The 18298-nt window shown below is 75.6% G+C and carries 18 protein-coding genes; 9 read left to right on the top strand and 9 right to left on the bottom strand.

The features are described from left to right. Positions 1-3 precede the first annotated feature (3 nt). Positions 4-1092 carry an NAD-dependent epimerase/dehydratase family protein gene (locus J5O08_RS11110; RefSeq protein WP_308281559.1) on the top strand — a complete coding sequence of 363 codons (1089 nt, stop codon included), beginning with the start codon at positions 4-6 and terminating at the stop codon, positions 1090-1092. Positions 1093-1140: 48 nt separating this feature from the next. Here the strand turns inward: J5O08_RS11110 and J5O08_RS11105 are convergent, their stop codons facing one another. Further along, complete coding sequence (locus tag J5O08_RS11105) at positions 1141-2277, bottom strand: acyltransferase (RefSeq protein ID WP_218706922.1); 1137 nt, start codon at positions 2275-2277, stop codon at positions 1141-1143. A gap of 80 nt (positions 2278-2357) precedes the next feature. Between J5O08_RS11105 and J5O08_RS11100 the strand changes: the two genes are divergently transcribed. Beyond that, on the top strand, positions 2358-3488 hold the full coding sequence (locus J5O08_RS11100) for a glycosyltransferase family 1 protein (RefSeq protein WP_218706921.1): 1131 nt from the start codon (positions 2358-2360) through the stop codon (positions 3486-3488). A 51-nt stretch (positions 3489-3539) separates the two neighbouring features. Here the strand turns inward: J5O08_RS11100 and J5O08_RS11095 are convergent, their stop codons facing one another. Further along, positions 3540-4154 (bottom strand): dTDP-4-dehydrorhamnose 3,5-epimerase family protein, encoded by a 615-nt coding sequence (locus tag J5O08_RS11095; RefSeq protein WP_218706920.1) that lies wholly within the window; start codon positions 4152-4154, stop codon positions 3540-3542. Between the two features lie 84 nt (positions 4155-4238). On the opposite strand from J5O08_RS11095, the gene rfbD reads away from it, so the two are divergent. Then, on the top strand, positions 4239-5084 hold the full coding sequence (gene rfbD / locus J5O08_RS11090) for a dTDP-4-dehydrorhamnose reductase (RefSeq protein ID WP_218706919.1): 846 nt from the start codon (positions 4239-4241) through the stop codon (positions 5082-5084). A 39-nt stretch (positions 5085-5123) separates the two neighbouring features. On the opposite strand, the gene J5O08_RS11085 is transcribed toward rfbD, so the two are convergent. The 5 genes from J5O08_RS11085 to rfbA all read right to left on the bottom strand — a co-directional run bounded on the left by J5O08_RS11085 (position 5124) and on the right by rfbA (position 9633). Next, complete coding sequence (locus tag J5O08_RS11085) at positions 5124-6050, bottom strand: WxcM-like domain-containing protein (protein WP_218706918.1); 927 nt, start codon at positions 6048-6050, stop codon at positions 5124-5126. Next, positions 6047-6472 carry a GtrA family protein gene (locus tag J5O08_RS11080; protein WP_218706917.1) on the bottom strand — a complete coding sequence of 142 codons (426 nt, stop codon included), beginning with the start codon at positions 6470-6472 and terminating at the stop codon, positions 6047-6049. The genes J5O08_RS11085 and J5O08_RS11080 overlap by 4 nt, the downstream gene beginning before the upstream one ends. Further along, positions 6465-7469: a glycosyltransferase family 2 protein gene (locus J5O08_RS11075; protein ID WP_308281558.1), complete on the bottom strand. Its 1005-nt coding sequence runs from the start codon at positions 7467-7469 to the stop codon at positions 6465-6467. Before J5O08_RS11075 ends, J5O08_RS11080 begins: the two co-directional genes overlap by 8 nt. Beyond that, on the bottom strand, positions 7466-8581 hold the full coding sequence (locus J5O08_RS11070) for a DegT/DnrJ/EryC1/StrS aminotransferase family protein (RefSeq protein ID WP_218706916.1): 1116 nt from the start codon (positions 8579-8581) through the stop codon (positions 7466-7468). Before J5O08_RS11070 ends, J5O08_RS11075 begins: the two co-directional genes overlap by 4 nt. Positions 8582-8760: 179 nt before the next feature. Further along, a complete protein-coding gene (gene rfbA, locus J5O08_RS11065) occupies positions 8761-9633 on the bottom strand; it encodes a glucose-1-phosphate thymidylyltransferase RfbA (RefSeq protein WP_218706914.1) in 873 nt (290 codons plus the stop codon). 93 nt (positions 9634-9726) lie between these two features. Here rfbA and J5O08_RS11060 point away from each other — a divergent pair, with 93 nt between their 5' ends. After that, positions 9727-10683: a glycosyltransferase family 2 protein gene (locus tag J5O08_RS11060; protein ID WP_218706913.1), complete on the top strand. Its 957-nt coding sequence runs from the start codon at positions 9727-9729 to the stop codon at positions 10681-10683. Here the strand turns inward: J5O08_RS11060 and J5O08_RS11055 are convergent. Continuing rightward, on the bottom strand, positions 10646-11581 hold the full coding sequence (locus J5O08_RS11055; RefSeq protein ID WP_218706912.1) for a lysylphosphatidylglycerol synthase domain-containing protein: 936 nt from the start codon (positions 11579-11581) through the stop codon (positions 10646-10648). The two genes, J5O08_RS11060 and J5O08_RS11055, sit on opposite strands and share 38 nt — an antisense overlap. Before the next feature lie 74 nt (positions 11582-11655). On the opposite strand from J5O08_RS11055, the gene J5O08_RS11050 reads away from it, so the two are divergent. From J5O08_RS11050 to J5O08_RS11040, 3 genes are all read left to right on the top strand, one after another. Further along, complete coding sequence (locus J5O08_RS11050) at positions 11656-12396, top strand: class I SAM-dependent methyltransferase (protein ID WP_218706911.1); 741 nt, start codon at positions 11656-11658, stop codon at positions 12394-12396. A gap of 66 nt (positions 12397-12462) precedes the next feature. Next, on the top strand, positions 12463-13665 hold the full coding sequence (manA, locus tag J5O08_RS11045; RefSeq protein WP_218706910.1) for a mannose-6-phosphate isomerase, class I: 1203 nt from the start codon (positions 12463-12465) through the stop codon (positions 13663-13665). Between the two features lie 85 nt (positions 13666-13750). After that, positions 13751-15838, top strand: a complete 2088-nt coding sequence (locus J5O08_RS11040; RefSeq protein ID WP_218706909.1) for a hypothetical protein — start codon at positions 13751-13753, stop codon at positions 15836-15838. A 76-nt stretch (positions 15839-15914) separates the two neighbouring features. Here J5O08_RS11040 and J5O08_RS11035 read toward each other — a convergent pair whose 3' ends face one another. After that, complete coding sequence (locus J5O08_RS11035; protein ID WP_308281556.1) at positions 15915-16673, bottom strand: TIGR03089 family protein; 759 nt, start codon at positions 16671-16673, stop codon at positions 15915-15917. Between the two features lie 183 nt (positions 16674-16856). Between J5O08_RS11035 and J5O08_RS11030 the strand changes: the two genes are divergently transcribed. Together J5O08_RS11030 and J5O08_RS11025 are read left to right on the top strand one after the other, a co-directional pair. Further along, positions 16857-17186 carry a WhiB family transcriptional regulator gene (locus J5O08_RS11030; protein ID WP_304518514.1) on the top strand — a complete coding sequence of 110 codons (330 nt, stop codon included), beginning with the start codon at positions 16857-16859 and terminating at the stop codon, positions 17184-17186. A gap of 26 nt (positions 17187-17212) precedes the next feature. Next, positions 17213-18298 (top strand): glycosyltransferase family 2 protein (locus J5O08_RS11025; protein WP_218706908.1); only part of this gene is annotated, 1086 nt, incomplete at its 3' end.

Genomic DNA, 18298 nt, shown 5'->3' with positions numbered 1-18298 from the left:
GCAGTGAACGCGCCCACGCCCGCCCGCACGCCCCAGGAGGAGACCGTCCTCGTCACTGGCGGGGCGGGGTTCATCGGCACGACCATGTCCGCGGACCTCGTGCGGACGTTCGGGCGGGTCGTCGCGCTCGACAACCTGCACCCGCAGGTGCACGCCCGCCCGGAGCGGCCCGCCGAGCTCGCCGAGGGCGTCGAGCTCGTCGTCGGCGACGTCACCGACCCGGCCGCGTGGGACGCGCTGCTCGCCGACGTCCGGCCTGACGTCGTGATCCACCTCGCGGCCGAGACGGGCACCGGCCAGTCGCTCACCGAGTCCACCCGCCACGCCGAGGCCAACGTGGTCGGCACCACGCAGATGCTGGACGGCCTGCGCCGCGCCGGCGTCCGGCCGCGCCGCATCGTGCTCTCGAGCAGCCGCGCGGTCTACGGCGAGGGCGCCTGGCGCCGCGCCGACGGCACGCTGTTCCTGCCGGGGCAGCGCACCGCGGAGATCCTCCAGCGGCACGAGTGGGACTTCCCCGGCGCGGAGCCGGTCGCCATGGCCGCCGCCACGACCCGGCCCGCACCGGTGAGCGTCTACGGGGCGACCAAGCTGGCCCAGGAGCACATCATCACCTCGTGGGCGAACTCCGAGGGTGTCGAGGCGGTCGTCCTGCGGCTGCAGAACGTCTACGGCCCGGGCCAGTCGCTGACCAACTCCTACACCGGGATCATGGCGCTCTTCTGCCGGCTGGCGCGCGAGGGCGCGTCCATCCCGCTCTACGAGGACGGCGCGGTGCGGCGCGACTTCGTGCTGGTCGACGACGTCGCGCGGGCGCTGCTCGCGGCGGCGACCGCGGCCGACCCGGGCAGCGACCCGATCGACATCGGCTCGGGGGAGCACCAGACGATCGCCGACGCCGCCCGGCTGATCGCGCGGTTCTACGGCGCGCCGGACCCCCACGTCACCGGCCAGTACCGGCAGGGCGACGTGCGGCACGCGTGGGCCGACGTGACCCGCGCACGCGAGGTGCTGGGCTGGGCCCCGCAGGTGTCGCTCGCCGAGGGCGTCGACCGCCTCGCGCGCTGGGTGGACGAGCAGCAGGGCGCCTGACCGGCGCGGGACGACGGGGCGGACCGGAGGGTCCGCCCCGTCGTCGTCTCAGGCGGGCCGGGCGGCGGTGGACCGCCGGGCCCACCGCATCGCCGGCCGCTCGACGAGCAGCCAGCTCGCGACGGCCAGCGGCACGGTGACCGCGAGGGCGACGACGTCGTACGCCAGGAGCGGCAGCTCGTGCGCGCCGGTCAGCACCAGCAGCTGCTGGACGGGGAACGCGTAGATGTAGATGCCGTACGACACGTCGTGGCGCCGCAGCAGGTCGGGGATCGGCAGCGCCGACCCGACCCAGATCAGCGCGTACGCGAGGAACGGCGCGGTCAGCTGCGCTCCCCACCCGTCGAGCAGCCACACCGCTCCCGCGACGACCGCCACGCTGCCGGCCGCGGCGGCCCAGTGCATCGGGAGGCGGTGCCGCAGCCGCTCCACGAGCGCGCCGCCGAGGAACAGCGGCAGCAGCTTCGCGAGCAGCTGGGCGTCGACGTTGCCGCCGAGCAGGGTCGCGACACCGTGCGGCCAGCCCGCGTGGGCGGCCACCGACAGCACGAACGCCCCCACCAGACCCCAGACGGAACGGCGCATGAAGCCGACCAGGGCGAGCAGCCCGACGACCAGGTAGCAGAGGAACTCGTAGTACAGGCTCCACAGCGAGCCGTTCCACGCGCCGGGGTACGGCACGTCGGCCGGCGTGCCCGCGATGTCGTAGGCGTTCACGCGCAGGAACAGGTTGCTCCAGACGAAGTTCGCGGGCGTGGTGCTCGTGGTCAGGTACCCCGAGAGGGTGCCGTGCAGCCAGACGTACCCGATCGGGCCCACGACGGCGACCATCACCAGCAGGCACACGACGAACGCGGGGAAGATGCGCGCCACCCGGTGCACCAGGTACGTCGAGAGCGGGTTGCGCCAGCGTGAACCGGTGATGAGGTAGCCGCTCACCGCGAAGAACCCGAACACGGCCCAGCCCCCGAGGTTCTCGCCGTCGACGTGCGGGCCGACGCCGCGCCCCGAGATGTAGTAGGCGTGCGCGTGCAGCACGAGCACCGCGAGGCCGAGACGGACCACGTTGAGCCCGTTGCGCCGCGGGTCCATCTGGCGGCCGTGCCACCGGCCCAGCCGGGCCTCCGGTGCGGTGCGGACGTCGGGGCGCGCAGGCGCGAGCTCCTGCGGCGTGGCCGCCGTCACGGGGCGGTGCCCGGCAGGGAGGTGTCCATGCGCCCAGTGTCGCGCATCGGGCTCGGCGGGCCCGCACCTACGATGGCGCGGTGCGAGTTCTGTTCGACGCGACGGCCATCCCTGCGGACCGCGGAGGTGTCGGCCGGTACGTCGACGCGCTGCTCCCCGCGCTCGAGGCGGAGGGGGTGGACCTGCGCGTGGTGTGCCAGGCGCGGGACGCCGACCAGACCGCCGCGCTCGTGCCAGGGGCCGACGTGGTCCCCGTGCACGCGCTCGTCGAGCGCCGGCCGGCCCGGCTCGCCTGGGAGCAGACCGCCCTGCCGCTGCTGGCCCGGCGCGGGGTCGACCTGCTGCACAGCCCGCACTACACCTTCCCGGTCGTGACCCCGGTGCCGCTGGTCGTCACGCTGCACGACGCCACGTTCTTCAGCCACCCGCAGCTGCACTCGCCGGTGAAGGCGCGGTTCTTCCGCACCGCCACCCGGCTCGCCGTGCGCCGGGCGGCAGGGCTCGTGGTGCCGTCCCGGGCCACCCGGGACGAGGTCGTGCGCTACGCGGGCGGGTCCCCGAGCCGGTTCACCGTCGCGTACCACGGCGTCGACACCGAGATCTTCCACCCCGTGGCCGCCGCCGAGCGCGCGCGCGTCCGCGCCGCCGTCGGCCTCGGCGCGGACGAGCCGTACGTGGCGTTCCTCGGCACGCTGGAGCCGCGCAAGAACGTGCCCGCGCTGATCGAGGGCTGGGTGCGGGCGTGCGCGGGCGCGGGGGACGGCCCGGCGCCGGCGCTCGTGCTCGCCGGCGGGGCCGGCTGGGACACCGCCGTCGACGCGGCCGTGGCGGCGGTGCCAGCCGGGCTGCGCCTGATCCGCACCGGCTACCTGCCGCTGGGCGACCTGGCCGGGCTGCTGTCCGGGGCGACCGTGGTCGCGTACCCGAGCCTGGGTGAGGGCTTCGGCCTGCCGGTGCTCGAGGCCATGGCGTGCGGCTCGGCGGTGCTCACGACCCGGGAGCTGTCGCTGCCGGAGGTCGGCGGCGACGCCGTCGCGTACACGGGCACCGGCGCGGCCGACATCGCGCTCGCGCTGCGGGAGCTGCTCGACGACGCGCCGCGGCGCGCGCAGCTGGCGGTGGCCGCCGAGGCGCGCGCCGCCGGGTTCACCTGGCGCGAGGCGGCCCGGGCGCACGTCGCCGCGTACGAGCGCGCGCTCGCGCGGGGCTGATCCCGGCGGACCGCCCCGGGCGAGGCCCGTCGGCGCGCCCGGTGCCGGACCTCAGGCGAGGCCGGCGACGTACCGCTGCACGGCGCCGTGGTCGGGCAGCAGGCCGGACGCGCGGGCCTCGGCGAGCGACGGGGCGGCCAGGTCCTTCTCCGAGAGCTGCGGCGTGATCGGCGACCCGTCGCGCGCCTGCGTCGGCCAGTCGATGCCGACCTCCGGGTCGAGCGGGTGGATGCCGTGCTCGCGCCCGGGCGAGTAGCCCGTCGAGCACAGGTACATCACGGTCGAGCCGTCCTCGAGCGACAGGAACGCGTGGCCCAGGCCCTCGCCGAGGTAGATCGCCCGCCGGTCCACGTCGTCCAGCAGCACCGCGTCCCAGGTGCCGAAGGTCGGCGACCCGACGCGGATGTCGACGACGACGTCGAGCACCGCGCCCTTCGGGCACGTCACGTACTTGGCCTGGCCCGGGGGGACGTCGGCGAAGTGGATGCCGCGCAGGACGCCGGCGGCCGACACCGAGATGTTGGCCTGCTGCAGGTCGAACCGGTGGCCGGTCGCCTCGGCGAACGGGCCGCCCTGGAACGCCTCGAGGAAGACGCCACGGGGGTCGCCGTGCTGCGTCGGCGTGATCTCCCAGGCACCGGGGACGGCGAGCTCGCGGTAGGTCATGGGGGTCCTCTCAGGGGTCGAACGGCCGGGGGAAGCCTAGCCGGGCCGGTACGCTGCCGTGGTTCGCCGACAAGAGGAGAAGACGTGCGCTGGCTGGTGACGGGTGCCCAGGGGATGCTCGGTCAGGACCTCGTGGCGCTGCTGCGCGAGCGGGGCCACGACGTGACGGGGCTCGGCCGCACCGACCTCGACATCACGGACCCCGCGGCCACCGCGGGCGCGGCCGCCGGGTACGACGTGGTCGCGAACGTCGCCGCGTACACCGCCGTCGACGCGGCGGAGTCCGACGAGGCCGCCGCGTTCGTCGTCAACGCCGCCGGGCCGGCGCTGCTGGCCCGCGCCGCGCGCGCGGCCGGCGCCCGCCTGGTGCAGATCTCGACCGACTACGTGTTCGACGGCCACGCGGAGCAGCCGTACGCCGAGGACGCCCCGATCCTGCCGCGCTCCGCGTACGGCCGCACCAAGGCGGCGGGGGAGTGGGCCGTGCGAGCGGAGGCACCGGACCACCTGATCGTGCGCACCGCGTGGCTGTACGGCGCGCACGGCGGCTGCTTCCCGAAGACCATCGTACGCGTGGCCGCGGAGAAGGGCGGCCTCGACGTCGTGGCCGACCAGGTCGGGCAGCCCACCTGGACCGCCGACCTGGCGGACCTCGTCGAGCGGCTCGTCGCGTCGGGTGCCCCGGCGGGCACCTATCACGGCACGTCCCAGGGACGGACGTCGTGGCACGGGTTCGCACGGGCCGCCGTGGCAGCCGCCGGGCTCGACCCCGCGATCGTGCGGGAGACGACCTCGGAGAAGTTCGTCCGGCCCGCCCCGCGCCCGGCGTACTCCGTCCTCGGCCACGAGGCGCTCCTCGCCGCGGGCGTGGAGCCGATCGGGGACTGGGCCGCGCGGTGGGACGCCGCGGCGGGTGCGGTGCTGGGCTGACGAGGAGCGCCCCGGCGGCACCGCCGCCGGGGCGCCCGGTCAGGCGTGCCGCGCTCGCGTCTCGACCAGGAAGTCCTCGTACGTGCGGATGTAGTCGTCCGCGTCGTACGGCAGCGAGGCGAACACGCCGAGCACGGCGTCTGCGGTGTACCGGTACTGGGTCCCCCACGTCATGGCGGGCATGTACAGGCCCACGCCGGGCCGGTCGAGCACGACCTCGGTCCGCTGCGTCCCGTCGTCGACGATGCACGCGACGGACCCGCGCAGGCAGACGAGGACCTGCTCGCAGGCGCGGTGCGCGTGCTCGCCGCGGACGTCCTTCGACGGGACGTCGAAGACGGCGAAGAACCGCGCGGGCTCGAACGGCAGGTCCTTCCCGAGCTCGACGGCCGCGAGCGAACCGCGGAGGTCGCTCGCGACCCGCAGCCGGAGCAACCGGGCGCCCCCGGTGAGCTGCTGCTCGTCCGCCCCGTCCGGGGCGGCCACGGCGGCGGCCTTCTCGGCGCCGGCGTAGCCGGTGATCCGAGCCGGGTTGCCGACGACGACGGCGTTGGCGGGGACGTCCTTGGTCACGACCGCGCCCGCGCCGACCATCGCGTTGCGGCCGACCCGGACGCCCGGGAGGATCACGGCACCCGCGCCCAGCGAGGCCCCGTCCGCGACGACGGTCTGCAGGAACTCCTCGGGGTACTGCTTGGACCGCGGGAACCGGTCGTTGGCGAAGGTCACGTTCGGGCCGACGAACACGTCGTCGCCCAGCCGCACGCCGTCCCAGAGCTGGACGCCGGACTTCACGGTGACCCGGTCACCCACGACGACGTCGTTCTCGACCAGGACGTGGTCGCAGATGTTGCAGTCGACGCCGATGCGGGCGCCCGGCAGCACGTGCGCGAACGCCCAGATCCGGGTGAGGTCGCCGACGGTCTCGGACTCGCAGATGCCCTGCGGGTGCACGTACGGGCTCACGGGGTCTCCAGGTGAGGGGTGTCGGGGGCGCCGGCGGTGCGGGCCCGGTGCAGGCGGCCGGTGATGAGCCGGCCGCCGAGGAACGTGAGGGGCGCGGTCACGACCACGACGAGGCTGGTCGCCGCCTCGGGGTACCCGGCGCTGGTCCACAGGTGGACCGCCCCCAGGCCGATCAGGTAGACGACCAGGTAGAGCACCACGTAGGCGACCACCGCGGCGCGGTCCATCCGGACGCCGTAGACGAACCGGTCCGCCAGGAAGGTCGACAGCACCAGCCCCCCGGCGAAGACGAGCGTGTACGCCAGCCGCGGGTCGATCACGAGCGACAGCAGGGCGAGCAGGGCGGCGGTGACCAGGGTGTTGGCGCCCCCGGCCAGCAGGAACCGCCAGGCCGACCCGCCGAGGCTGTGGCGCTCAGGCATCGAGGTCGTACACCTGCCGGGACATGGCGACGGACACCGGCCGTGACTTGCTGTTCTCGTACGTGCGCCAGACGTACGAGCCGACGACACCGAGCCCGGACAGCAGGACGAAGGTGGAGAACAGCATGACGAGCATGAGCGGCGTGTACCCGATCTCGTCGATGTTGCCCGTGAGCCAGCTGATGAACACGACCACCCCGACCAGGGCGGTGGTGATCGCGCCGAGGAAGCCGACGGTGCTGAGCAGGCTGATCGGGATGTCCGTGAAGGAGAACACGCTGTCGAGCATGTACCGCACCCGCTTGCGCAGCGTCCAGCCCGAGCGCCCCTCGGAGCGCGGGACCCGGCTGTAGGGCACCTCGGTGCGCCGGAAGCCGACCCAGTACAGCAGGCCGACCAGGCTGGAGTGCGCCTCGCCGAGCGAGAGCAGATGACCGGCGACCTCGCGGGTGCAGCCGAACACGTCGACGCCACCGCGGGGGATCGCCGGGTTGATGAGCCGGCGGTACGAGCCCCAGAACGCGCGGGACAGGAACGACGACACCGCCGGGTCCGCGCGCGACTCGCGGCGGCCGATCGCGATGTCGGCGTCCCCGCTGCGCAGGACGTCGAAGAACTCCTCCATGAGCTCGGGCGGCTCCTGCAGGTCGGCGGCCATCACGCCGATGTACCGGCCGCGCGCCGCGGCGAGCCCAGTGCGGATGGCGGGGAAGGAACCGAAGTTCCGGGAGTGCACGACGATCTGGCCGGCGATCTTCGCCTCGGGGAGCAGCCGCTCCAGGACCAGCAGCGAGCCGTCGGGGGAGCCGTCCACGACGAACACGGCCTCGAGAGGCCCGGGCAGCCGCCCGGCGACGCCCTCGAGCCGCTCGATGACGGCGCCGAGCGTCGCCTCGTTCCCGTACACGGGGATCACCACGGAGAACTCCGGGACGACGGGGTCCGCCGGGGCGGCGGCCGCCGGCTCGGGTGCGGGGATGGCGGGAGGCTCGGTCACGCGAAGCCCCCCAGCGCGGCGGCGACGCGCGCCACCTCGTCGTCGGTCAGCTCCGGGAACAGCGGGAGCGACAGCACGCTCGCCGCGAGGCGCTCGGAGACGGGGAGGTGCACGTCGCCGAGGTCGGCCACCAGGGCGGGCTGGCGGTGGTCCGGCACCGGGTAGTGGACATCCGTCCGGACCCCGTGCGCCTGCAGGTGCACGACGAGGTCGTCGCGCCGGTCGGTCTCCACGACGGCGAGGTGCGCGGCGTGGTCGGCGCCCGCGGCCGGAAGCACCCGAACGCCCGCCGGGGCGGCGTCCGCGTACGCCGCGAGGATGGCCCGGCGGCGCGCGTTGCCTGCGTCGAGCCGGGGCAGCCGCGTGCGCAGCACGGCGGCCTGGACCTCGTCCAGCCGCGAGTTGACGCCGCCGGTCCGGCCGATCGTGTACTTGCCCCGCCAGCCGTACTGCCGCAGCTCGCCGACGGCCTGCGCGACGTCGGCCGACCGCGTCGCGACCGCGCCCCCGTCGCCGAGCGCCCCGAGGTTCTTCGTGGGGTAGAACGAGAACGCGGCGACGTCGCCGAGCGAGCCGACGCGGCCCTCGGGACGGGTGGCCCCGAGCGCCTGCGCGCAGTCCTCGACGACGCGGACGCCCAGCGGCTCGCACGCCGCCCGGACCGCCGCGACGTCGGCCGACCGCCCGTACAGGTGCGTCACGACGACGGCCCCCACCTGCGCGTCGAGCACCGGTGCGAGGGTCTCCGCGGTGAGCAGGTGGGTCACCGGGTCGACGTCGGCGTACCGGACCTCGAACCCCGCGCGGCGGGCGGCCGTGGTGGTGTAGCCGCCGCAGTTCGCCGCGGTGAGCACGACCGGGCGGTCGGCCGGGACGACCGCGCGCAGCGCGAGCTCGAGGGCGTCGGTGCCGCTCGCGACACCCAGGACGTGCGGGACGCCGAGGAAGGCCGCGAGGTCGTGCTCGAACCCGGCGTGCTCCGGGCCGTGCACGAGCCAGCCGGAGTCGACGACGCGGGTCATCGCGTCGACGAGCTCCGCGCGCTCCGTCCGCAGCGCGCGGGAGAGGTCGTTGAGCGGGACGGTGACCGACGGGTCCTGGACGGCGCTCACGACGCGAGACCCGAGGCCGGACTGATGGCGACGGACCGCGGTCCGTGGCGGAGAGGCGCACCCTGCATGGGCCAGATTGTTCCGTATGTCGCGATGAACGTGTGAATCTCCGGTGTGCGCGCCGGTCGAGCGCCCCGGGGCAGCCTCCGTGAGGCGGAGTCGGCCCCGGGGACCACGGGTCAGGCCCGGCCGTCGGCCAGCAGGCCCAGCAGGTAGGTGCCGTACCCCGACTTCACCAGCTTCTCCGCGCGCACCCGCAGGTCGTCGTCCGACAGGAACCCGCGGCGCCAGGCGACCTCCTCCGGCGCGCCGATCTTCAGGCCCTGCCGGGACTCGATCGTCCGGACGTAGTCCGAGGCCTCGAGCAGGGAGTCGAAGGTGCCGGTGTCGAGCCACGCGGTGCCGCGGGGGAGGACCTCGACCTGCAGCCGGCCCTGCTCCAGGTAGTGACGGTTCACGTCGGTGATCTCGTACTCGCCGCGCGCGGAGGGCTCGAGGTCCTTCGCGATCGCGACGACGTCGTTGTCGTAGAAGTACAGGCCCGGGACGGCGTACGACGACTTCGGCTCGGCCGGCTTCTCCTCCAGCGAGAGGGCCCGGCCCTGGTCGTCGAACTCGACGACGCCGTACGCGGTGGGGTCCGCGACGCGGTAGGCGAACACCGCGGCGCCGTCGAGGTCCTCGAACCGGGTCAGCTGCGAACCGAGCCCGGGGCCGTAGAAGATGTTGTCGCCGAGCACGAGGGCGGCCGAGTCGCCGCCGACGAAGTCCGCGCCCAGCACGAACGCCTGCGCCAGGCCGTTCGGCTCCGCCTGGACCGTGTAGCTGATCGAGATGCCGAACTGGGACCCGTCGCCCAGCAGCCGCCGGAACTGCTCCGCGTCGTGCGGCGTCGTGATGACCAGCACGTCCTTGATGCCCGCGAGCATCAGCGTGGACAGCGGGTAGTAGATCATCGGCTTGTCGTAGACCGGGACGAGCTGCTTGCTGACGCCGAGCGTGATCGGGTGCAGCCGCGTGCCGGACCCGCCGGCCAGGATGATGCCTCGCATCCGGCCATTCTGGCCCATCCGCGCCGGTCCCGGGGCGATCCGGGCGTGCACTAGGGTCGAGGGCCATCCGTTCCCCCGCGCGTCAGGAACAGCATGAAGGTCTTCGTCCAGATCCCGTGCCTCAACGAGGAGGAGACGCTGCCCGCGGTGCTCGCGTCGATCCCCCGGTCGATCGACGGGGTGGACGAGCTCGAGATCCTCGTGATCGACGACGGGTCGACGGATCGCACGGTCGAGGTCGCGCGGGAGCACGGGGTCCGGCACGTGGTCCAGCACTCGCGGAACCGCGGGCTGGCGCGCTCGTTCCGCGACGGCGTCGACTACGCGCTCGCCCACGGCGCGGACGTCGTGGTGAACACCGACGGGGACAACCAGTACCCCCAGGACCGGATCCCGGACCTGGTGCGACCCGTCCTCGACGGCGCCGCGGACATCGTCATCGCCGACCGGCAGACCGCGACGATCGCGCACTTCTCCCCGTTCAAGAGGCTCATGCAGCGCGTGGGCAGCCGGGTGGTGAACTACGCCGCCGACACGCAGCTGCCGGACGCGGCCAGCGGCTTCCGCGCGTACTCGCGGGACGCGCTCCTGCGGCTGAACATCGTCACCGAGTTCTCGTACACGATGGAGACGATCATCCAGGCGGGGCACAAGCGCCTGCGCATCGCGTCGCTCCCGGTCACGACGAACGCGAAGACGCGGGAGTCCCGGCTGTTCCGGAACATCTTCCACCACATGGCGAAGTCGGGATCCGCCATCGTCCGCAGCTACCTGATGTTCAAGCCGTACGTGCTGTTCGCCTGGTTCGCGGCGGTGTTCGGCGTCCTCGCCCTGGTGCCGGCCGTCCGGTTCCTGATCCTCTTCTTCGGGCCCTGGGACAACGACGGCAACGTCCAGTCGCTCATCTTCGCGGCGATCATGGCAGTGGCCGCCCTGCTCTCGGTGGCGCTGGGCATCCTGTCCGACCTGCTCCGCACCAACCGGACCCTGCTCGAGGAGCAGCTCGAGCGCATCAAGCAGATCCAGTACCCGCCGGTTCCTCGGCGGTGACGCGGCGGCGGCCCACCGCCGCCGCGACGCCCGCCGCGCCGGCGTCCGCGACGACCATGAGCACCCGGCTCACCAGGGCCACCAGCAGCGCGTCGGCGCTGCCGAGCACCGGCGCGAGGGCCAGGACGAGCGCCGCCTCGCGCGGCCCGGTGCCGGCAGGGGCGACGACCACCAGGAACCCGACGACCCAGGCCAGGGCGAACGCGCCGGTGCCCAGCACGACGGAGCGGGAGGCCGAGGCGGGTGCGAGGTCGTGGACGAGGACTGCCGCGTGCAGCCCGAACAGCAGCCACATGACCAGCGCCCAGCCGGCGGACCGGGCCAGGCCCGGGCCCGCCACGCGGACCTGCTGGTCGCCGCGGCGGGTGAGCCGCAGCCCCAGGGCGACGACGCGGTCGAACACGGGCGGCAGCAGGCCGACGACCCCCAGCGGCACCACCGCGACCGCCCACCAGTAGGTGGACAGCGACCCGGGTGACCCCGCCGCGAGCCCGACGACCGCGACAGCGCCACCCACGACGAGCAGCACGGCCAGCGCGCCGAGGGCGACGACGGCGCTGCGGGCGCGGCCCACGCGGTGCGCGCGGCCGAGCTCGGCCTGGGCGACCACCGCCCACACCCCGCCGGGGACGTACTTGCCCAGCTGGCCGTGGAAGTAGATCCGCGCCGCGGCGGCCAGGGGCGGCGGGGCGCCGGTGGCGGCGAGCATGCTCCGCCAGGACAGCATCTGCGCCACCAGCCCCGCGCACGCGAGCACGAGCGAGAGCACGACGGTCGCGGGGGTGAGGCGGGTGAGCGCGTGCGCGAGCTCCTCGCGGCGGGTCACGACCGACCACACGAGGAGGCCCGCCGCGAGCGCGAAGAACACCGCACCGACCACTGCTCGTCTCGATCGCACCCGCACCAGGGTAGGGGCCGCGGGTCGTCACCTAGGCTGTCCGGACCCAGCAGCGACCCTCGAGGAGGACCGGCGTGCCCGGAGTCGGACAGATCGCCCGAACGGCCTACGTGACGACGTCGCGCGCCGCACGGAGCGCCGCGCAGCGCACGGGGGTGTACGAGCGGCTCGACCGCCGGCACCGCGAGGACCCGCGCAGCATCGCCGGCCACCTGCGGACGCTGTTCGCGATCCACGACGTCGAGGACCTCGTGGCGCTGGACCAGCCGTGGTGGACGTACGACGCCATCGAGGCGGTCGAGCGGCACCTCGAGGCCCTCGGCGGCGCCGCCCGCGTGTTCGAGTACGGCTCGGGCGCGAGCTCGGTGTGGCTGGGGCGCCGCGCGACCGAGGTGCACAGCGTCGAGCACCACGCCGGCTTCGCCGAGGTCATGCGCCGGGTGCTCGCCGCGGCGGATCTCGCGGACACGGTCACGCTCCACGAGGTCGGTCCCGACGACGGCCCGGAGCCGCGGGTCCCGTCCGGTCGCCGGGGCGAGGAGGGTCGGGACTACGCCCGCTACGTCGAGGCGATCGACGCGGTGCCCGGCGAGTTCGACCTCGTCGTGGTGGACGGGCGCGCGCGGGTCGCGTGCCTGCAGGCCGCGGCTCGCCGGCTCGCGCCCGGGGGGATCGTGCTGTTCGACGACACCCAACGGCCGCGGTACGCGGCGGGGATCGCCGCCAGCGGGATGCACGTCCGCCGGTACCGCGGCTGGGTGCCGTCGCTGCCCTACCCCCGCGAGACCTCGGTCCTGCGGATCTCGCGGGCCTGACGGCCCACGCGGCGCGGCCCGCGCCGGTACCATCGGGGCGCCCACCGCCGCACGACGAGGAACGACGTGTACCGCCTGACGAACTCGATCCAGCACTACGCCTGGGGCTCGCCGACCGCGATCCCCGCCCTCCTGGGGACGGAGGCGACCGGCGAGCCGGTGGCCGAGGCGTGGTTCGGTGCGCACGCGAGCGCGCCCTCCCGGTGCCTGCGCGACGACGGCAGCGCCGGCTCCGCGCTGCCGGAGGTCATCGCCGCGGACGCGGCGGCCGTGCTCGGCGCGGACGTGGAGGCCCGGTTCGGCGCCCAGCTGCCCTACCTGCTCAAGGTCATCGCCGCGGACTCGCCCCTGTCGCTGCAGGTGCACCCGCACGTCGGCCGCGCCCGCGAGGGCTTCGACGAGGAGGAGGCCGCCGGCGTGCCGCTCGACGCGCCGCACCGCAGCTTCCGGGACCGGAACCACAAGCCCGAGCTCGTCTACGCGCTGACCCGTTTCGAGGCGCTGTGCGGCTTCCGCGCGCCCCGGCGCGCCGCCGAGCTGCTGGACGGGCTCGACGCGCCGCTGGCCAAGGAGCTGCGCGCGATGCTCGACGCGCAGCCGTCGGCGGCCGGCATCGAGGCGGTCTTCGAGCGGCTGCTGCGCCCGGCGACGCGCCCGAGCGCCGACGAGGTGGCCGAGGTCGCCGCGGCGTGCGAGGCCCGGCTCGCGGCGGGCTCGCCGTCGCCGCGCGCCGACCGCACCGTGGTGCGGCTGCGGGAGGCCTATCCCGGCGACCCCGGCGTGGTGACGTCGCTGCTGCTCAACCCCGTCACCCTCCAGCCCGGCGACGCGCTGTTCGTCCCCGCCGGCGGCGTGCACGCGTACCTCAGCGGCCTGGGCATCGAGGTGATGGCCAGCTCCGACAACGTGCTCCGCGCCGGGCTGACCCCGAAGCACGTCGACGTCGACGAGCTGCTGCGCAACGTCGACTACGTCGCGGCGCCGCCGATCCGCATCGCCCCCGAGACCTTCCACGGCGCGACCCGCGTCTACTACGCGCCGGTGGACGACTTCGAGCTGTCGGTCACCCGCGCGGTCGACGGCGCCGCCCACCCGCTCCCTGGCCGGGGGCCGCGCGTGCTGCTCTGCCTGGAGGGTCGCCTGGTCGTCTCGTCGGAGAACGACGGCGACCTGGAGCTGACGCAGGGCGGCGCGGCGTTCGTCCCGGCGTCCGACGGTCCGCTGCGGGTCCGCGGCGACGGCGTCCTGGTGCAGGCCGACGTCCCCTGACCGCCCGCCGGGCGCCGCTGCGGTCCACCGGTCGCGCGCCCGCCTCACGGCCGTTCTCCTCGCGGTCCCGGACGCCGCGCCCGTCGTGCTGCTCGCGGTCGGGCTGGCTGCCCTCCTCGCCGTCCAGGTCGGGCACCTCCGGCCCGTGGTGGTGCTCCCGGCGGCGCTCGCGCTCGCGGTCCTCGCGCTGCGGCACGCACCGGCGCCGCCGCGGGCGACCCGGGGGCAGGTGGCCGCGGTTCTGGGCGTCCTCGCGCTCGTCGCCGGCTGGGTCGTCGCGGGCCTGCGCACGGCGGCCGCGTACGTCGTGGTGAACCGCGACCCGGGTTTCCTCACCCTGCAGGCGATCTGGCTCGTGGACCACCCCGCGGCCCCGGTCCCGGTCGGGTCGGCGGCGGGTGTCGACACCGCGGTCCTGGCGGCGAGCGCCGGGACCGAGGCGTTCTGGCTCCACGACGGGGCGCTGTACGCGCAGGGCAACAAGATGCTCCCCGCCCTGCTCGCGGTGGAGGGCTGGGTCGGCGGTGAGCGGGCCGTGCTGGGCGGGAACGTGCTCGTCGGTGCGGTGGCCCTTCTCGCCGTCTTCGCGGCCGCGCGCCGGTTCGCCGGACCGCTGTGGGCTCTGGTGCCGACCGCGGCGCTGGCGCTGAGCCTGCCGATGCTGACGTTCACGCGTGCGGCGTACACCGAGCCGCTGACCGTGGCGTTCCTGTGCGGGGCGCTGGCGGTCGCGCACGGAGCGTGGCGTCCCACCCGCGCGACCCGTCGCGGCGACGGGGGCCGGGTCGCCCCGCACCTCCTCGCCGGCGCGCTGGTCGGCGCGGTCGGCGCGGCGCGGATCGACGGCGCGGTCGCCGTGGTCGGGCTCGCGCTCGGCTACCTGCTGGTCGGCGCCTCGCCGCTGGGCCGGCGGGACCGGCGCGCCGCGGTCCGGGCGGCGATCGCGGCCATCGGGGCCGGCGCGGCGATGGTCGCGCTCGGGATGGTCGACGTGCTGCGGCTGAGCCCCGAGTACGTGCGGGAGCACTCCTCGCAGCTCACGTCGCTGCTCGCGGCGACGGCGGCGGTGCTGGTGGCGGCGGTGGTGGTGCTCGTGCTGCCGGGTGGATGGCTCGGGTCGCTCCGGCGGTGGCTGCACCGCCGCCGGGTCGTGCTCGGCTGGTGCGCGGCGGGCGCGGCGCTGCTGCTCGGCGCCGTGCTCGCGTCGCGGCCGCTGTGGTGGGAGGGCCGGTTCACCGACCCGGCCTCCGGGTACGGCTACGCCGTGCAGGTGCTGCAGGCCGCGGCGGGGGAGCCGCTCGACGCGGCCCGGTCCTACGACGAGCGCACGCTCGCCTGGGTCGCCTGGTACCTGGGCGTGCCGGCGGTCGTGCTGGGGTTCGCCGGGCTGGCGGTGCTCGCGCGCCGGGCGGTGGTCGGCCGGGACCCGGCGTCGGCGCTGCTGGTCGCGGTGCTGGGCGTGGCTGCGGTGTTCCCGCTGGTGCGGATCAGCATCACGCCGGACCAGATCTGGGCGGTGCGCCGGCTGCTGCCCGCGACGCTGCCGGGGCTGCTGCTGGCGGCGACGGTGGCGCTCGCGGCGCTGGCGGGACGGTGGTCCGGCGGGGGCGTCGGAGTGGAGCGTTCTGCCCGACGCTCGCCGGCGAGTCGGGCAGCACGCACCACCCGGTTCCGCTCCGGCCCGTGGGGCGTCGCACGCCGGGCGGTCGCGGGCGGGCTCGCGCTCGCCGTCGTCGCGTTCCCTCTCAGCACCTGGCGGCCGGGTGCGACGGTCGTCGAGCTGTCCGGCCGGGCCACGCAGGCGCACGCCGTGTGCGACGCGCTCGACGACCTCGGCGTCGACCGCGTGGTGTGGACGCACTCGAGCCCGTTCCGGTACCTCGCGACGCTGCGGGTGCTGTGCGACGTCGAGGTGGTCGAGTTCGTGACGCCCCCGACGACGGCCGACCTGGCGGCGGTGCGCGCCGCGTGGGGCGGCGGCCCGGTGGCGGCGCTGAGCTTCGACCCGGGCAGCTACGCCTGGACGGTGCCGCCGGCCGAGTCGGTCGGGGGGACCGGGTCCACGACGCTCGGCCGGACGCTGACGGGCGTGCCGCGGACCGTCGACACGACGTGGAGCGAGGTCTGGATCGGCCTGGTGCAGCCGGACGGGACCGTCGCGCCGGCGGGCTGAGCGCGCCGCCACGATGTGACGACCTCATCGGTCGGGCGCACGCAGGAAGGCGGGTGCGACGCAGCCGGGGGCGCCGTCAGAGGCGCGCCGTGACCCGCTCGGACGTCGCGATCCGCTCCGCCCGGTCGGCGGCGTCCCCGGGCTCCGGGCGCAGCAGCACGACCGAGCCGCCGCCCGCCAGCACGCCGAGGGTCCCGAGCAGCGCCGACGCGGTGGCGCCCCGCTCGTCCGACACGGCCAGCAGCGCGCGCGACCCCGCGGGCACCGGCGCCGCCCCGGACGCCGCCGCGACCAGCCCCGCGTGCGGCACGGGGGTCGCGCCGACCTCCAGCGCGGGCTCCGCGGGCTCGACGGCGGGGGCCCAGCCGACGACGTCGCCGTACGTCATCACCGACTGCGCGGCGTCCAGCGCGCCCGCGGGCAGCTCGCCGTCGAACCGCCGCGCCAGCGCGGGCAGCGCCACCGCGACGACCCCGGCGCCGCGGCGCAGGTCGAGCGCCGCCGGGCGGTCGGAGACGACCACGTCGGCGGTCGCCGCCACGGCGTGCGCGTCGGTGGCGACCGTCGCGCCGACCCGCCACGCCGCCAGCGCCCACACGACGGTCCGCCAGTGCGGCGGCAGGTCCAGCAGCACGCGCGTGCCGGGGCCGGCGTCGAGCTCCTCGACGAGCAGGTTGGTGGTCTTGCTCACCCAGTTGTCGAGCACCGCGCCGGACAGCTCGATCCGCTCGCCGGCGGGTCCGTACCAGGTCACGCGGGGGCGCCCCGGCTCGCTGAGCAGGGCCGACAGGACGTCGGCGACGGAGGCGGCGGGACGGGGCGTCGAGAGGGGCACGGGAGCAGCCTAGGTGCCCGTGATATCGAGGATCCGGACATATCGCCCGGTAAGCGCTTCAGTACCAGTCTTCCGCTTGACTACGCGGAACGACACGCGTGTAATTCCCTGGAACGGGTGGCACGCGGGTGATCGCGGCAAGCCCCGCGGACCATCGACACGAGCACGACGGGGGAGGCACACATGTGGAGTCTGCTCGACGACGAGGGACCCTTCCCGTCCGAGGCGCGCACGTCCCAGCCCGAGGCGGTCGCGCCCGTGCTGCCGCTCTTCGGCACGCCCGAGGACGACGGCATCATGGGCTGGCAGGAGCGCGCCCTGTGCGCGCAGACGGATCCCGAGGCGTTCTTCCCCGAGAAGGGCGGCTCGACCCGCGAGGCCAAGAAGGTCTGCACCGGCTGCGAGGTCCGGGCGGAGTGCCTGGAGTACGCGCTCGCCAACGACGAGCGGTTCGGCATCTGGGGCGGCCTGTCCGAGCGTGAGCGCCGCAAGCTCAAGCGGCGTGTGGTCTGATCGCGCCCGCCGGGGCGCCTGACGTCGTGACCGCCAGCACGCTGCACCCCGGCGCGCCCACGACGGGCTCCCTCCCCACCGCCGCACCCGCGACGGCGGTGGTCGTCGCCCGCGGCGTCACCCCCTTCGTCGCGACGACGCTCCGCGCGCTCGCCGCCCAGACCCGCGCGCCCGCGCGCGTGCTGCTCGTCGACGCGGGCGACCGCCCCGACCCGGGGCTCGCCGCGGTGCTGCGCCAGGCGGGCCTCCCCGCGGGCACCACCACGCTGCTGACCGCCCCCGGCGCGCGGACCTTCGGCGACGCGGTGCGTGCCGCCGTCGCCGCTGAGGACGACCTGCCCGGCGGCGCCTCGCGCTGGCTGTGGCTGCTGCACGACGACTCCGCGCCCGACCCGGCCGCGCTGGCCGAGCTGGTGCGCGCCGTGCAGGCCGCGCCGTCCGTCGGCGTCGCCGGCGTGAAGCAGCGCACCTGGACGGCGCCCGCGCGGCTGCTGGAGGTCGGCGTCCGCACGTCGCGGTCGGGACGCCGCATGACCGACATGGAGCCGGGCGAGGTCGACCAGGGCCAGCACGACGGGCGCGAGGACGTGCTCGGCGTCGGTCTGGTCGGCGCGCTCGTGCGGCGGGACGTGTGGGCCGAGCTGCGGGGGACCGACCCGGCCCTCGGCCCGTTCGGCGACGGCCTCGACCTCTCCCGGCGCGCGCGCCTGGCCGGGCACCGGGTGCTCGTGGTGCCGTCGGCGGTCGTCCGGCACGCCCAGGCGGCCTACCACGGGCTCCGCGACCCCGGCACCGACCCGGCCTCCATCGTCGACCTGGACGCCGACGGCGAGCCCGACGGCGCCGACCCGCGGCGGTCGTACGCCGCGCGACGGGCCGCGCTGCTGCACCAGCGCCTGGTGTGGGCGCCGCTGCCCCTGGTGCCGTTCGTCGCCGCCATGGCCGTCCTGGCCGGGCTCGTGCGCGTGCTCGTCCGGATCGCGACCAAGGAGCCGGCCCTCGCCGCCGCCGAGCTCGCCGCGCCGCTGCGCGCGCTCGGCCGGCCCGCCGTCGTCGTCCGCGCCCGGGCGCAGGCCCGCCGCACGCGCGCGGTGCCGCGCCGGACGCTGCGG

Source organism: Cellulomonas sp. PS-H5, from assembly GCF_019265565.1.
Lineage (GTDB): Bacteria > Actinomycetota > Actinomycetes > Actinomycetales > Cellulomonadaceae > Cellulomonas.
The sequence above is the reverse complement of the archived record's forward strand: the minus strand, read 5'-3'. Positions and strand labels throughout refer to the sequence as shown.